10 protein-coding genes and 1 pseudogene are annotated in these 16,563 nt (G+C 43.0%); 3 read left to right on the top strand and 8 right to left on the bottom strand.

What is annotated here, in order from left to right; all coding sequences use genetic code 11:
• Positions 1-32: 32 nt before the first annotated feature.
• The 3 genes and pseudogenes from AC5RDS_RS12415 to AC5RDS_RS12405 form a co-directional block, all read right to left on the bottom strand.
• Positions 33-1,858, bottom strand: a pseudogene (locus tag AC5RDS_RS12415) (TrkH family potassium uptake protein).
• Between the two features lie 2 nt (positions 1,859-1,860).
• Entirely contained in the window at positions 1,861-2,130 is a 270-nt protein-coding gene (locus tag AC5RDS_RS12410) for a tetratricopeptide repeat protein (RefSeq protein ID WP_022160405.1), read from the bottom strand.
• A 31-nt stretch (positions 2,131-2,161) separates the two neighbouring features.
• Positions 2,162-3,757, bottom strand: coding sequence for a M23 family metallopeptidase (locus tag AC5RDS_RS12405; RefSeq protein WP_217774024.1), 1,596 nt, complete (start codon positions 3,755-3,757; stop codon positions 2,162-2,164).
• A 150-nt stretch (positions 3,758-3,907) separates the two neighbouring features.
• On the opposite strand from AC5RDS_RS12405, the gene AC5RDS_RS12400 reads away from it, so the two are divergent.
• The 3 genes from AC5RDS_RS12400 to rny all read left to right on the top strand — a co-directional run bounded on the left by AC5RDS_RS12400 (position 3,908) and on the right by rny (position 6,294).
• The gene (locus tag AC5RDS_RS12400; RefSeq protein ID WP_013612182.1) at positions 3,908-4,198 is read left to right on the top strand and encodes a coiled-coil domain-containing protein; all 291 of its coding nucleotides are present in this window, start codon (positions 3,908-3,910) and stop codon (positions 4,196-4,198) included.
• 2 nt (positions 4,199-4,200) lie between these two features.
• On the top strand, positions 4,201-4,470 hold the full coding sequence (locus tag AC5RDS_RS12395) for a cell division protein ZapA (RefSeq protein ID WP_013612183.1): 270 nt from the start codon (positions 4,201-4,203) through the stop codon (positions 4,468-4,470).
• Between the two features lie 285 nt (positions 4,471-4,755).
• Entirely contained in the window at positions 4,756-6,294 is a 1,539-nt protein-coding gene (gene rny, locus AC5RDS_RS12390; RefSeq protein WP_013612184.1) for a ribonuclease Y, read from the top strand.
• Between the two features lie 417 nt (positions 6,295-6,711).
• Here the strand turns inward: rny and AC5RDS_RS12385 are convergent, their stop codons facing one another.
• The 5 genes from AC5RDS_RS12385 to AC5RDS_RS12365 all read right to left on the bottom strand — a co-directional run bounded on the left by AC5RDS_RS12385 (position 6,712) and on the right by AC5RDS_RS12365 (position 16,458).
• Entirely contained in the window at positions 6,712-7,659 is a 948-nt protein-coding gene (locus tag AC5RDS_RS12385) for a DUF4842 domain-containing protein (protein WP_118107561.1), read from the bottom strand.
• 97 nt (positions 7,660-7,756) lie between these two features.
• A complete protein-coding gene (locus AC5RDS_RS12380) occupies positions 7,757-9,016 on the bottom strand; it encodes a mechanosensitive ion channel family protein (RefSeq protein ID WP_013612186.1) in 1,260 nt (419 codons plus the stop codon).
• A gap of 3 nt (positions 9,017-9,019) precedes the next feature.
• Positions 9,020-12,055, bottom strand: coding sequence for an efflux RND transporter permease subunit (locus tag AC5RDS_RS12375; RefSeq protein WP_013612187.1), 3,036 nt, complete (start codon positions 12,053-12,055; stop codon positions 9,020-9,022).
• A gap of 33 nt (positions 12,056-12,088) precedes the next feature.
• Positions 12,089-15,343 carry an efflux RND transporter permease subunit gene (locus AC5RDS_RS12370; RefSeq protein ID WP_217774022.1) on the bottom strand — a complete coding sequence of 1,085 codons (3,255 nt, stop codon included), beginning with the start codon at positions 15,341-15,343 and terminating at the stop codon, positions 12,089-12,091.
• A gap of 23 nt (positions 15,344-15,366) precedes the next feature.
• Positions 15,367-16,458: an efflux RND transporter periplasmic adaptor subunit gene (locus AC5RDS_RS12365; RefSeq protein ID WP_013612189.1), complete on the bottom strand. Its 1,092-nt coding sequence runs from the start codon at positions 16,456-16,458 to the stop codon at positions 15,367-15,369.
• Positions 16,459-16,563: the final 105 nt, after the last annotated feature.

Here is a 16,563-nt window from a genome sequence, read left to right as displayed (position 1 = left end):
TGTATATCATGTTAATACGACAACTCTCTTGCTTAGTTGATGATCAAATTATCATCCGGGTATTTATATTTGGTATGCTTCTGCGGAGGTACGAATCCCAATACGATCGTAATGACTCCCACCCGCCCGATAAACATCAGCAAGGATACGAATAATTTACCTGCTTCTCCTAAAGCCGGAGTCAGACCGAGACTCGACCCGACGGTACTCAAAGCCGAAGTACACTCGAAAACCAAGGCCAATAGCGAAGCATGCGGTTCGAGCACACTCAGGACAAATACACCCAGAAAAAGAATCATAAGGTACATCACCAGGGTAGCATTGGAACGCCTGATCGAATCCACCGAAAGCTGCCGCCGGAACACCTCCACCCGGCTTTTTCCCCGGATCACAGCAAAAAGGCTCAATACAGCGGCAGCAAAAGCATTCACTTTAACTCCGCCGGCAGTAGATTGGGCAGCCCCTCCGATAAACATTAAAAGCAACATCAGCAACAAACTCTGTAATGAAAAGAGGTCAAACCGATACTCGTAAACCCGGCCGTACGGGGACAGGTCGCATTGAAAAAGGCCTGTACCCATTTATCCGGCATACTCATTCCCGCAAAAGCTCCGTTCCATTCGAACAGAAGAATCGCTATAGTCCCACCGGTCAATAAAATCAGCGTCGTCAACAAAACAATCTTAGTATTCAGATTATACAAATGCCGGATACGCTGTCTATCCCTTTTTCCTGTACGGATAAAATAAAACAAACGCTTCAGATGATAACCGGCGATATGCTTAAAATTCACCAAGATCGGAAAACCGATTCCTCCCAAAATAATCAATACGGAAATGGTTATATAGAGCAGATTATGGTGTTGCATGACCAAAGGATTACCGAGATTCTCCGATAAGGTCGAGAAACCGGCATTACAAAAAGCCGAAATAGAATGAAAAGCAGCAAACACCATTTCCTGTTGCACCGTCATCCCCAAAGTACCGTGAATACTCAGGAACAAGACCAACATCCCGGCTCCTTCTATCACTAAAGTGAAAAATAAAATATAAATCACCGTCGACAACAGAGACGACAAAGAATCGGAACTGATCATATCCCTTACCGCCAACTGATTATATACGGAAGTATTACCCATAAAAAACATGGCGAAGAAACAGGTGAGCGTCATTACTCCCAACCCACCGATCTGTATCAATATAATAATGACCAACTGTCCCAAAGAAGTGAAAGTCGTCGCTACATCTACCGGTACCAAACCGGTCACACAAACAGCACTGGTGGACACAAACAAAGCATTTACCCACGAAATACCATCAACGGTACAACGAGGTAACATCAACAAACCGGTGCCGATACAAATAATAAGGAAGAAACTTCCGGCCAGAATCAGGGAGGGATTGGTCCGTTTTCCCAAGAGTCCGATCACCCCCGAAGATAAGCGCAATAAGGAAAGTAACAACAACAGAATCAGCTGAAAAATACGGTTGTTTAAAAATAACCAGAAATATTTCAATGCCCCCGATTCCGGTTCGAAAAAAATGACGGGAATTAGAGTCAGATAAAGTAAAATATTCAATACCCATGTAAATGTCCGGTATTTCTTCAGCGTTTCCCGATACGCCAGCCCGATATGCATCGTGGTCTGAACCAGGAAAACGCCCCATACGGTCCGATACAATACACCGAGATCTGCCTCCGCTCCTTCCGAAATAATAAAGCCATGTTCATAGACGACACCGCCAATCAAGGCCAAGGCTGCCAGAAACGTGACAGCATCTATCCCACCCAACACTTTTTGCAGGTAAGGTTGTATCCATTTGTGCCGGTATAAAAAGGCTTTATGATATAATTTCATACCTAAGGATTGAACATATCTTTACAATAGTATCCCAAAATATTATTGATCATAATCACATAATTCGCTGCCTTCCGGTGATCCGGATTCAGGCGGAGAACCGTATTGAATTTATTCAAGGCTTCCGTCATTTTCCCGTCGGCATACAACAATTCTCCCAAGAGCAACCACTCCTCTTCATCTGCCGGATGTTTTCCGACCCATTCTTCCAGTAAGCGGACAGCTTCTGTCCGATTCCCTTTTTCGATCCATTCCTGTATTTCTTTTCTCATAAATATGCTTCCAATTAATCCTTTTCTATAATTATTTCTTTACTTTGACAAGGAGTTCATTTTTATTTCCGACCCGGTCTTCGACAATAACCTTCACTTCATTCACCTGACCGGAAACAAAAACCGGTTCTTTCAGACTGCAACGCATCAAATTATAGCGCGGATCATAGGAAAACAGGCACCACCGGCCATTTACCTCTCCCCGATAAGTTGCAATCCCTGAAAAATCATCTTTTATCTTAAATTTCAAAGAACCATCCGGAAATTTCCCTAAAAAAGAAATCACCGGCGGTTGCCGGTCTTCGGCTATCGTGTACCGGCTAAGATAGCCGATTTCCGCCACCAGGCCCTCTTCACTCCACTGAGTTGCAAGCGGGTATTTCCTGCCGGCACGGTCCACCTCACAAATCAAAGCCTTCCGGTCAAATTCCCCGGCCACAGACAAACGGGCTTTCTTTAACAAAGGAACATCTTTTTCCGATAATACAAAAATATCCCTTCCGGAAACCGTATCTTTTTCTATTTTCATCCCTTTCGGCACCGAAGCCGACAAAGCTCCGGCCTCTAAATCCAGCGTAGCCCCGGACAAGTCCAGGCTATAGCTGCGATCATAGCGCAACACCTCCTGTTCTTCCTGCACAGGCGCCTCCTTGCCTTTCAGGGTCAACGTTACGGTTGCCCGGTTACCATTGATATCTTTCAGATCGATTTTCACCGGTACAATACTGTCTTCACCGACAGTAATCCATCCCTGATTCCGATTCTTCACCCCCATCACCTGTCCCTGATAATTACCAAAACAACGATAAACCGTTTCCTTTTTCTTATAACAGTCAAAATCCTTTATTTCATTGATAAAACAAGTCTGATCAAAAGAACAGGAATCCATCTGCATGGCAAAAAGCGTATCTTTTCCGGCCACTACTCCTAACCGATAAATTCCCAGTTTATTCCAGGAATCATTCATATAATCCGTAATAAATACAGCAATACCTATTTTCCCTGCCGGAATATTCAACTGTCCGAGCGTATAGCAGCCGTTCACCGACTGTTTCAAAGCCACCCGCCTCACCAATCCGACACAACCCGAAGCCGATTCACGATACAGATAAACACCTCTCACCACCGGTATCCGGCTATCCCGGATCTTATAAAAAAGCAAAGGATTCAAGGTATGTTCAGAACGGGTATTCCTGACTTCGAAATGCAAGTGTGGTCCCCCGGAAGATCCGGTATTACCACTAAAAGCAATCGTATCTCCCTGATGGAAGATCAACTGCCTGTCCCTCACCTCTTCATCTATTTTAAAGCTTTCCTGTTCGTATTGAATTTGCCGGACAAGCGCTGTGATACGAGCGTTGAAACGTTGCAAATGTCCGTAAACCGTGGTCGTTCCATCCTCATGCTCCACATACAATGCCTGCCCATAGCCGGTAGGAGACACACTCACCCGGACAACTTTACCGTCTTTCACACACACGACGGGCAAGCCTTCCACCCCACCGGTCCGGATATCGATACCCGAATGAAAGTGAGTCGCCCTCAATTCTCCGAAATTTCCACTCAACAAAACAGGCCGATCGATCGGCTTTATCATGTCCTGGGCAAATATATTTAATGAAATCAAAGACAACCAATTAAACAAAAAATAACGAATAAATTTCCTATACCTCCTTTTTTCCATATCAAAAAAAACACTAATTTTATGCTGCAAATATATCAACACTCTTGATAATTTAAAGAATAAATTTTATCTTTGTCATGAAAAGATTGAGTTATGGCAGCAAAACACGATGCCGTTATAAACGAGCTGAATTTTAAAATAGATAAATTAATAAAACTATATATATCCTCTCTGGAACAGAACAAAAGTCTGGAAAGCAAAATACAGGATTTGCAATCCGAGCTTGAAAACCTGCAAAGAGAGAACAAAGATTTAAACAATAAACTAAAAACAACCAGAGTGGCTAGTGCAATTTCGGAAGGGAACGGAAGTTATGAAGCGAAAATGCGAATCAACCAACTGGTGCGGGAGATAGATAAATGTATTGCTCTTTTGAATAATTAATTATGTCTGAAAAACGCAACATTAACTTAACTATTGCCGATATACCTCTGAATTTGAATATTTCAGCAGCAGATGAAGAGATCATCCGGAAAGCGGCAAAGGAAATTAATGAACGTGTTTTAAAATATAAAACCGGAAATACAGAACCGGAGCCTTTTTATTTTTTAGCTTATGTTTCGCTGTTGCATACGATAAAAATGCTGCAACAAGAACAGAAGTTTAATGAAATAGAACAAATTAATTTGAAACTTGATGAATTCATCAAAGAGTAAGTATTTTTAGAGTTCTTTGAACATAGATATTCCCGCATTATTTCGACTTTAAGCGAAAAACTCAACACTCAAACAATTAGAGCAGACGCTTATATTTGCACAAGACAGGCCTCGACTCTTCGGAGTTCCTTCGGGACAGTGGAAGTCTGAATCAAATGGCAGCTCTACCCGTGTCATACAGGGGTTTTATTAAAAAGAAATAGTGCGGGATTTTTTTGTGCATTTACAAAAAGAGAAAACAGTGTAACATTAAACTATATTATAAATTTAATTAATAACAGAAATATGACAATGACAACAATAATCGCAAGCGTGATAGCTTTGTTCGTCGGTATAGCGATCGGCTGGTTTATTATGAGATTAGCCATGAAATACCGGGCACAAAATATCATCAAAGAAGCTGAAGCTGAAGCAGAAGTGATCAAAAAGGATAAAATTCTCCAGGCTAAAGAAAAATTCTTACAGATCAAAGCCGAACATGAAAAACAGGCTGCTGCCAGAAATAATAAGCTGTTGATGGCCGAAAACAAGTTAAAACAACAGGAAACCGATATTTCGCGCAAACTGGAAGAAATACAACGCAAAGGGAAAGAACTCCAAAGCCAGCAAAGCAACATAGAAGTACAAAAAGAATTGATCGAAAAGAAAACGGCAGAATTGGACAAGATCAAAAAACAGCAAATCGAACAACTTGAAGCCATTTCAGGTATGTCCGGTGAGCAGGCAAAAGAAAAACTGATCAACTCTCTGAAAGAAGAAGCAGAGGCAGAAGCCATCTCTTATGTCAACGAGATCATGGAGGAAGCTAAAATGACTGCCAATATGGAAGCTAAAAAGGTCGTGATAAAGACGATTCAGCGTGTAGCGACCGAAACAGCGACCGAAAATGCAGTCTCTATTTTCCACATCGATTCGGACGAAATCAAAGGCCGGATTATCGGACGCGAAGGTCGTAATATCCGCGCACTCGAAGCTGCAACAGGAGTTGAAATCATCGTCGACGATACTCCTGAAGCGATCGTACTCTCGGGTTTCGATCCGGTAAGAAGGGAAATTGCACGTCTGTCTTTACACCAGCTGGTAACAGACGGACGTATCCATCCTGCCCGCATCGAAGAGGTAGTGAATAAAGTGAAAAAACAAATCGAAGAAGAAATTATCGAAACCGGTAAGCGCACCACAATCGACTTAGGAGTCCACGGTTTACATCCCGAATTGATCCGTCTGATCGGTAAAATGAAATATCGTTCTTCTTATGGTCAGAACCTATTGCAACATGCCCGTGAAACAGCTAATCTTTGTGCGATCATGGCAGCCGAACTGGGTCTGAATGTGAAGAAAGCCAAACGTGCCGGATTACTCCATGATATCGGTAAAGTGCCCGACGACGAGCCGGAATTACCACACGCTATTCTGGGTATGCAATTAGCTGAAAAATATAAAGAAAAACCGGATATCTGTAATGCTATCGGAGCCCACCACGAAGAAATCGAAATGACGACACTGATCGCACCTATCGTACAGGCTTGTGATGCGATCTCAGGAGCTCGTCCGGGTGCACGTCGGGAAGTCGTCGAATCTTATATCAAACGCTTGAAAGATATGGAAGATCTGGCACTCTCGTACAATGGAGTTGTGAAGACCTATGCCATCCAAGCCGGACGGGAATTGAGAGTCGTTGTTGGGAGTGAAAAAATCTCGGATGCAGAAGCAGAAAAAATTTCATTCGATATCGCAAAACGAATCCAGGATGAAATGACTTACCCCGGACAGGTTAAAGTAACCGTCATCCGCGAAACCCGGGCAATCAACTATGCCAAATAGTTTAAGATTCATCTTTATAAAAAACAGCAGGCCCTACCCGGTCTGCTGTTTTTTATTCCGTACTCCGGGGACGGACCTTTCGTCCCATTTTACTCCTTTTCTCGCTCAAAACATGCTAAGTCGATATTGTAGTTGGAGAGTAGCAATGAAGCAAACGGACAAAGCGGTACCGTTTTCAGAACTTAAATCTCAGTGAGAGTAGAATCCATTTTCTATTTCGTTTTTTGTGTCATCAGACCGGTTCACCCGGAATCGGAATAGAAAGAAAAAATAAACCTGGAATTAAATTAGTTTAGAAAGTTCATAAGGTTTAAAACTTATTCTATTCTAAACAAAAACGATGAGCATTCAGTTTTAACGTTGTTATCGACTACACCTTTTTACCGTAAAAGAAGGATTAGGCTGTCAGCCCTTCCATTATTGCCAATCCCAGATCCGCTTAGTCGTCCCGGGGATTTTTTCATAATTGTATTTGTAGATCATTTTCTTGTCGGCATATTCCCCAAAAGTAACTACTTCCCCATTAATCCAATTTTTGAAATCCGGATAAGCTTCGAACAAAGAAATTTTTTCTTCGGCATAAGCAAACGTACCGTGACTGCCGTTCAGACCATAAACGACCAGACCATAAGGCATCCCTTCCTCATTCAATAAATCATAGTCACTGTATTCAGCATCGGCATTTATTGCAAAATACCGATTATCATCTACTTCAATAAACCAGGCGATACTAGCATATTCATCTTTCCCTTTTTCCAATTCATGGTCGAGACGGCGTTCCAGGCTATAACAGACCGGTTGCAGATCGCTTTGTGTATTGATAAATCCTTTTTCACCACCGAACAAGTCTTTACGCACATCTTCCGAAATGATATGTTCGCTTTTATCATTACCGATCACACATCCCAGTTTGATCACCTTTTGGCTCCCTAAAGCAATCGGTTGAATATCGATCTGCAATTTATTCCAGGAATGCAAATTCCGAACATGGATAATCAAATCATTGTAATCATAATCACCGGAACGGGTATCTTCGAACATAATCGCCTGCCAGGATTTATTATAAGCAATCTTAGCATCTGTATCGTTCAATACCTCATATTCGATCGAGATTTCATCACCGGTACTTCCCTTCGTCGATACTTTCATCCCTTTCGGGATTTGTATGGTCATCGGCTGAGTGACAATAGCGACAGTATCTTGCCCATACATCACATAGGTGGCACACCCCTCCTGAACCGGTACTTCAAAAGGCTCTGAAGTAACACAATTAGCAATCCGTTGTCCGCCATTATATAAACTTCCCGGACGCGTACACGAGCTGATCAAAGCAATCCCCACCAATCCGAATAAAATTTTACTCATTGTTTTCGATTTTAGGTCATTTATCTCCCCCAAAGATAGAACGATTAAATCAAGATACACTTATAAAAAAAACGGATTGTTTTATACAAAACACCAATCACACTCTTTCTAAAACCCGGACTATATCTGCAGAAGAAGGATTTTGGAATACTTTTAGACCAAAATAAGGAACTACCGCAAAAATATGATCGAAAACATCGGCCTGGATTTTCTCATAAGGCACCCAATCTTTCTCTCTGGAGAAGAAATACACCTCCAAAGGGATTCCTTTTTCGGTCGGTTGTAATTGCCGGACCATATACGTCAAATCAGAATTTACGACAGGTAAATTTTTCAGGTATAATTCGAGATAAGCCCGGAAAACGCCCAGGTTTGTCTGGTGTACTCCATTGACCGGCACAGAATCGTCGATCCCCTGCTGCTGATTGTATTGTTGTACTTTCTGCTCGGTTTGCTCGATATATTCCTTTAAAATAACGATCTTTTTATATCTTTCCAGCATTTCCGGGGTACAGAAACAGACACTATTCACATCCAAATTGACAGAACGTTTCACGCGACGTCCACCGGACTCCCGCATGCCCCTCCAGTTTTGAAACGAATCACTCACCAATGCATAAGGCGGGATCGTAATAATCGTATTGTCGAAATTACGGACTTTCACTGTATTCAGAGTCACTTCGATCACCGTACCGTCGGCATTGTATTTAGGCATCGTAATCCAATCCCCCGGGCGCAACATATCATTGGCCGAAAGTTGCACTCCGGAAACAAGGCCCATGATACTATCCTTGAAAACCAACATTAAAATAGCAGCCGAAGCTCCCAAACCAGCCAAAAGATGGATAGGAGATTTCTCGATCAATACAGCAATAATGCAAATCGAACCGACAAAAAACAAAGCGACCTGAATAATCTGGTAGACACCTTTCAGAGGCCGGTCACGAAATACTTCTTTCTGTGTGGCCAACTGGAATATGACTCCCAGAAAAATGTTGATAAACCGCAAAGCAGCCGCTATAATATACACCATACACAGCTTTCGGATAAACGCCAGGGCATCCGATCCGTCGGGGAAAGCGATCGGCAAAAGTATATATACTACCACAGGCGGCAGGATGTGGCAGAAATTATTCATGACCCGATCGTTAAACAACAGATCGTCCCAGGTCACCTTTGTCTTTTGGGTAACCTTACGCACCAACCGTACAATCCCTTTCCTGCAAATCCAATCTGTCAGAAAAGCCAATACGGCTATCAATACAAGAACAATCAGGCGATTCAGATTAGTCATATAACTGAGATCGAGACCTAAAGACTCCAAAAAATAATACACCCACCGCGTAAATGTTTCCATCGTCTATTCTCCTTTTTTTCTAACTAAATAATAATAACACAGAGGTACCCAATACAGACTGACCAGAGTACCGATCGTCATCCCGCTGATCATAGCTACCGCCAGCGGCCGCTGCAATTGGGAACCGATATCGTCACCCCATAAAAAAGGGATCAAAGCAAAAATAGTAGTCAAACTCGTCATCAGAATCGGCTTCAACCGCCTCACCCCACCTTCGTGAATGGCTTCCAGCAAAGGAAATCCCTGTTGTTGAAGCCGGATGATCGTATCGATCTTCAGAATCGAGTCGTTGATCACGATACCACTCATGACCACGATACCGATCATCGACATCAGATTCAGTGAGATCCCACAAATCCACAATGCCAGCAAAGTCATCGCCACATCGATCGGAATCTCGATCAATACGATCAAAGGTAATGTCAACGATTCGAATTGACTGGCTAAAATAAAGTAGAGCATCAGCAAGGCCACGATTACGATCATCAACATCTGCCAGAAAGTCTCATTCCCCTCGAAATAAGCCCCTCCGAAATGAGGATCCAGATTAGCTTTTACCGCTTCTGTCCTCACCGTCTTTATAATTTCTTGGATGCTATCTCCTGTATGGTAAACCTGAACAGGCACGACGACTCCTTCTTTTTTCCCGAAAATTTTCTTGTAATCGTATTCCATTGACAAATCGGTCAACGCAGCTACCGGAATATACTTCCTATCCGAATTAGACACATACACCTCGTTGAGAATATCCCGGATCGTATGTTCATTTTCAGTAATGACAATCGGAATATAAAGGTTCCCCGTATTCAATTTTCCGATACTGACCTTACTGATATTCTTTTCCAACGTATTCAGCAACACATTCTGATTCACTTTATACAACGCCAAACGTTCGGGCAAGATATGGACTACGATTCTTTCCTGTACGGCAGGTTTATTCAATTTCAGTCCGGGCATTTCCTCATTCAAATGGTCGATGAATGCATTAATTTTCGATAGTTCCTCTATCTTGCGGGCAGATTCTCCCGAGAGGTAAATGATCAAAGGAGCATCTTCTCCCTTAAACAACTGTTCGAACAGATTTTCCACCTTCGCCGGTTCTACCCGGGCTTCCGGATAGTTTTTCTTAATATAAGCGGTTATATCCCCGACCAAAACTTTCAGGCTTTCATTATCGGTAGTTTTTATATAAAACTCCGCCTCATTGATATTACCGTTATCCTCGGGATTCAGGAAAAACTGTTTTTCACCGATATGACAGGATATTTCAGTACAACGTCCCTTAAACTGCCGGATAATATCCTGCACCCGGTTATAATTTTCATCGACATGAATACTATTGTTCCAGTCTGTCCGGATCAACATTTCATTGATTTCTACCGGAGGCATCCGTTCCACTTTAGTGAAAAAAGCCGTAGCAGCACCCAACAATACCAGCACAGCCACGATCAGCATGGTCTTATGGCGGTGATAGAACACAAAGTGATAGACAATCGTATAGTACTTATCCAGATGTTTAAAACTGATCCGTTTGACGAAATTACTGATTTTTCCGTCTTCATGTGCTCTTTTAAAGAGAAGAAAAAAAATGACAGGGACAATCGTCAGCGAAACGATCAGCGAGACAAAAAGCCCGACACCTACAGCTACCGCCTGGTCATAGAACAAAGCCCCGGCAACTCCTCCCAGAAATATCAACGGCACAAATACCGCACAAGTCGTCAACACCGAAGACAACAGGGGACGGAAAATCTCGGCCGTACCGTCCGCACAAGCCACAAACAGCGAATCTCCCCGTTCCCTTCGCTGGTTGATATTATCGATGACGATAATCGAATTATCGATCATCATCCCCACCCCCATGATCAAACCGGACAGAGAAATGGTATTGATAGACAAACCGATCAACTGGAAAAACAGTACACTGATAACCACAGAAACCGGTATACTGATCCCGATAATCATCGGTGAACGGGCATCCCGCAAGAAAAACAGCATAATAAACACAGCCAGGATAATCCCCCATACTAAACTCTGCTGCAAATTCGTAATCGAGTAATTCAGTAAGGCAGCCTGATCCCGCGATACGGAAAATTCGATATCCGGATATTCTGTTTCAAAATTTTCCAGCATTTCACTGACTTTCTCTTTCATCTCCGACATCCGGGCACTCGATTGTTTGATCACCGCCATACACAGGGATTGTTTTTCGCCATTCACGAACATCCCTCTCTTATCTCTCGGCCGTATGCCCACTTCGGCAATATCTTTCACCTGCATCAGACGCCCTTCGATATTCAGGTATACCTCCCGGACATCTTCGACCGACATCAGCTGACTGGTAAATTTTATATTATATTGGTAGTAACCGTCCCGGATCGACAAGCTTCCCGACACCCGGTTATTTTGATCGATAGCTTCTTTCAATTGATCTTGGGTAATATTCAGACTCTTCATTTTGGCTTCATCGGGCAAGATATACATTTCGGGCTGATACATCCCGCTAATATCCACCATCGCGACATCCGGCAATTGCTCCAACCGCTTTTTCAAAACGGCATCGGCAAATTCGCAAAATTCCAGGAATTTGATATCCGATTCCAATTTTTTTAAATTCAACTGAATATAAAATACAGGAATATCCGAAGTCGAAGCTTTAATAATCGTAGGCCGTTGCATCTCTTTAGGGAAGCTGTTCATCGCAGCATCCACTTTCTGATTGACCTCGATAAAAGCATAATCGATCGAAGTGCCGTATTCGAACTTCATGGTTATCGTTCCGCTCCCTTCCCTGGATTCGGAAGTAATGTCCGATAATGACGGAATCTGTTGCAGCTGCCCTCTCAGTAAGTTGGTGATACTGTTTTCCATTTCATTGACCGAGGCATTATCCTGAGTATAATGTATACTGATCTCGGGAATATCTACATCCGGCATCAATGAAACCGGTAGCTGAAACATAGCCACTGCCCCCAATACCAAAAAGGCAATGGTGCTCATGATTACCGCGACGGGACGTTTGAGTAAAAAACCAATCATTTTCTTAATATTTAATGACCAAAAAGGAAAACATCAATGCTTTATGAATCCCCGTATCTTATTCAATTCAATATGACTTAACCATTTTCTTCCCCCTTCCTTCATCCCACTGTTTTTCCGTCTGCATCCCGCTTTATCTTCCTTACGCATAAAAAACAAAGGCAGATAAATCATCAACACCAATACAGAAAAAATAAGGCCACTCATCGTCCCGATCGCCAGGCTGATCCAAAAATCGGCCACGTTACTTCCGATCAGGAAAGGGATAAATCCCAAAATTGTGGAAATAACCGTCAGCAGAATCGGAATAATTTTCGCATTCCAGGCACTCAAATAAGTTTGTAACCCTCTCGCTTTTCCCGCAATGATCTTATTATTATAATCGTTCTGAATATACAACACCGCATTCACCGATAATCCGCACATCAGGATAAAGGCCGCCAATCCCCCTTCGTTAAATACCAGCCCGAAACAGTAAAAACCCAAAAAACAGCCGATAAACGACAAAGGCACGATCAGCATTACGATCATCGCTTGCTTCAAGGATTCGAGCAAGATGGCACAGATAAAATAAATTATACCGAATACCAGTAAGATATACAGAATACGCCGATCGAACCCATTGCTCATCTTCCAGTATCCTCCCCAATAATCCCGGCCTTCCTTCACCCGGAAACCGATCGGCATACTCTGGTTCATTTCCTTCATCACTCTCTCTTTCACCTTATTCGACAACATATAATCCCCGATAAAATCATATTGTACCGATACATCGTATTCCTGATTCGTTTTCGTGATCTTATCGAACGTATCCTCATATTGGATTGTGCCGACGTCACTCAAACGGAAAGTGGCTTTATCGCCCTGTACCGGATAATTCTGCATCTCCCAGATACTGGTCTCCACCGTATTTTTGGGCCGGATAACAATAGAAGTCTGTTCGTTATCGATATAAGCCGTAGTATACTCATCCCGGGCATAAGACAAACTCCTCAATCTCCACATAATATCATTGACATTCGAATTATTACGGGCCAGTTTAGCTTTATCGACTTTCACCACAAACTCCCTCATTTTCTCGGGATTCCGGGCATTTCCGATATATAATTTCTTCACCCGGCGGTTTTCAGATAGCTTGTTCTTCAAGACTTCGGCATACTTCATCACTTGCCGGTAATTATATCCCACCACCTTCAGCTCTTCACTGCGGTAACCGTCTCCCAGGCTATTGGAAAAACTCCTTCCGACTCCGGAAATCTGTGAATCGGCATTCCCGATCGAATTACAATAACGCACCAACTCATTCTTCAGCATCTCGGGGAAACCGGTCATCTCGGCTTCTTCTTTAAAGGTGATTTTCATTCTTCCCTCGTTAGCAGAACTGATACTCGTCGTAAAAAGGTCGACTTCTTGAAATCCGGAGACAAAATTTTCCACTTTCATAAATGCCTCGTTCATTTGTTCCAGCGTCGCTCCATGCGGCATTGTCATCACTACACTCAGGGAGGTCCGGATACGGTCGTTATTGTCATTTTGCCTCCACTCCCCTTTTCCTCCTTCCACGAACAAGCGCAGGCTTCCTCCCAACAGCTTATCCATCCAGGGTCTGATCGTCAGAAACCATTCGCTGCTAAAGATTCGGTTATAGGTCTCGGCATACGACTTATCGCGGTCCACTGAAGAAGGAATCATAAATACAGGTAATCCGAATCCGAGAATAGCCAAAATCACCCATGCTTTCCTGAATCTCCAGGTGAACCCGATAAACCGCTTGTATTTCCAGGTAAATTTTACAACTTTTCTCTTGCGGGCAACACGCACTCTGGCTTCTTTTTTCCGCAACGGTATTTTTTCCATCAAAGCCGGTACAAAGAAAAGAGCTACAAACAACGATACGGACAAATTGACAATGATAACCGTAGTAAAATCCCACATATTCCGCATGATCTCATTGTCCATGTTGAAAATGACGGTCAAAGCCCCCATCGTCGTCAGCGTCGCAGCCAGAATAGCCATAAATACTTTCCGGTCACGATGATGTCTGTAATGATCGGCCATAACGATCACATTATCGATGATGATACCGAACGACACAGTTATCCCTGCCAGAGTATAAATATGGATTTCTACTTTCAGGAAATAATAGAAAACAAAAGCAATCAGCACATTAGCAGCTAAAGAAACGGCGATAATCAACAAATAGCGGAAATCCCGGCTCACCAGAAACACAAAAATCAGCAGAATCAAAATCGTCAATAAGGTCCGGAAAAGCGTCTGGTTCAATTCATCTTCCAGTTCCTTACTGGCATCATAAGCCATCTGTAAAGAATATTTTCCGCCGAAATCCTTTTCCAACAAATCCATCTTATCCCTGACTTTGGCCGAAAGGTCGATCACATTAGCATTCTTTTCTGCGAAAATATTGATATTCAACTGATTCAGACCATTGATCCGGTAATAGGAGGAAGGAGACTTCTCCCGATAATCCAGGGTTGCGATATCTTTCAATAAAACAATCCGATCCCCCAGTGTCTTGATCGGCATATTCAGCATATCGATCTCATGACTCAGCGGATTACCCCGGAAAATAATATAAGCATATTCTTTGGCAGGAACGGTATCGATCAATACTTTTCCCCCATCCCGGCGCATATAATAATTGTTCAAAGCCGAGCGGATATCGGAAGCACTGATACCGATATTTTCAAGCACTTGCTGATCGTAAATCAGTACCCATTCCATGGGAACAGCCCCGGTTACCGTCACACTTTCTATCCCCGGCATGGTAGAGACGATGTTCGAGATATTGTCTTCCGCAAAACGGGAGACATCCTGAGTAGTACCAGGCCCTGAAATACCGTAAGTCAATAAAAGCTGCCGTTCTTTTTTAGCTTCTTTACCGGAACTGTATTCTCCTCCACGTACTTCCGACACCTGTACTCCTTCCGGGAATCCGCTTTTCACCGAACGGACGACAGACCCCAGATACAGTTTAATGGCATCGATATTTTCTTCTTTATCGATAGAAAGCCTGATTGTTCCCCAGCCATTCCCGGTCTCCGAAACAATTTCCCGTAACCCTCTCGTCCGCGCCAAAGCCCCTTCCAATTTGGTCGTCACCTCCATTTCCAGTAATTCGGGGCCGGCATTATCCCAAGAGAAAGATACCGACAAATCGTTCGAACGGGAAGAAGGGAGCAACTGCAAAGACAACACAGGAATCAGACTGATCCCTAAAAGCATCAGTACGACAAAAATAGTATTGACAGAAAAAGCAGATAATTTCACCTTCCAAGTGTTTTCAGGAACTACTACTCCTTTTTATTTATCAGCGTCACCTCACACTCGTGCGACAACCCCAGATTATTCTCGTAAATAGCCTCTTCCCCCTCTTTTAATCCCGATTCGATACACACTTCCCGGCTATTTTCAAATCCTGTTTCGACATATTTCCATATAGCCCGGCCGTTCTCGTAGACAAACACGACTTTTCTCCCTTGCCGCGGCAACACCGCTGTTTTCGGGACGATCAATTTATCGGCGATTTGCCGTTTAGCCAATATACTGACATTCATTCCATCCACCAACACTGCTTCGGGATTATCGGTTGTAGCCCTGACTTTCACCATACCGTTTTCATCGATTTTCGGATTCACTTCAGTCACCGTGCCTTTCAGGGTAACTTTATCGTTTGCATAAGGCGTAATCTCTACTTCCATCCCTGCCTTCAAATGGGCGATCTCGGTTTCCAGTACGTTAAACACAATCTCCATGGTAGCATCGTCGATTACCGAACAAACCTCTTTATAGGCAGAGGACTGGTTGTATTCCTTCACCTCCAGATCGGCGATCACGCCGTCAAAAGGAGCATACACCGTGATGTTCGAATAATCGTACACCGCTTTTTCATATTCTTTAGCCGCAGAGGTATAACCGATCTGTAATTTGATATTTTCCAGCCGGGTTTTAGAGATTACACGTTCGTCCAGCGTATCTTCCAATGAATTTATCCCCTCATTCATCAGCCGTCCCCTCAATTCCAGCTTCGCTTTTTCCCAGCTCAGGCGGGCGGCTTCCAACTGCTGACCGGCTTTCAGTTCGTCCACGCTCACGATGGGATCTCCTTTTTTCACCCTTTCTCCATTTTTCACATGTACTTTCCTGACCACATCATTCGTGATAAAAGCCAAAACCGCTTTCCGACGGGCATTAACTTTGCCATTACTGACCAATTCCATTTCAAAGGGAGCCAGCCGGACTTTTGCTGCTTTCACCTCGATTTTGTCCTGTTTCTGGCTGATCCGGGCCAAATCTTTTTCTTCTTTTTTCTCCTCCTTCTTATTTCCACAACCACCGACAAGCCCCAAGGCGAGCATTAATGCAAAAAAAGCGATTTTATTCATATCTTTTCTTTAAAATATTGCGAAAGTATAATTAGTTGTAAATATATTAAAACCTTACAATCTCCCTTCACTTTTCCCCTTCTTTTTCAATCCGAACGGTACTTT

Source organism: Odoribacter sp., assembly GCF_985060555.1.
The sequence above is the reverse complement of the archived record's forward strand: the minus strand, read 5'-3'. Positions and strand labels throughout refer to the sequence as shown.

Bases quoted from the DNA above. Each gene is read 5' to 3' on its own strand.
- AC5RDS_RS12410 (WP_022160405.1), bottom strand. From the start codon at position 2,130: ATGAGAAAAGAAATACAGGAATGGATCGAAAAAGGGAATCGGACAGAA.
- AC5RDS_RS12400 (WP_013612182.1), top strand. From the start codon at position 3,908: ATGGCAGCAAAACACGATGCCGTTATAAACGAGCTGAATTTTAAAATA.
- AC5RDS_RS12395 (WP_013612183.1), top strand. From the start codon at position 4,201: ATGTCTGAAAAACGCAACATTAACTTAACTATTGCCGATATACCTCTG.
- rny (WP_013612184.1), top strand. From the start codon at position 4,756: ATGACAATGACAACAATAATCGCAAGCGTGATAGCTTTGTTCGTCGGT.
- AC5RDS_RS12385 (WP_118107561.1), bottom strand. From the start codon at position 7,659: ATGAGTAAAATTTTATTCGGATTGGTGGGGATTGCTTTGATCAGCTCG.
- AC5RDS_RS12380 (WP_013612186.1), bottom strand. From the start codon at position 9,016: ATGGAAACATTTACGCGGTGGGTGTATTATTTTTTGGAGTCTTTAGGT.
- AC5RDS_RS12375 (WP_013612187.1), bottom strand. From the start codon at position 12,055: ATGATTGGTTTTTTACTCAAACGTCCCGTCGCGGTAATCATGAGCACC.
- AC5RDS_RS12365 (WP_013612189.1), bottom strand. From the start codon at position 16,458: ATGAATAAAATCGCTTTTTTTGCATTAATGCTCGCCTTGGGGCTTGTC.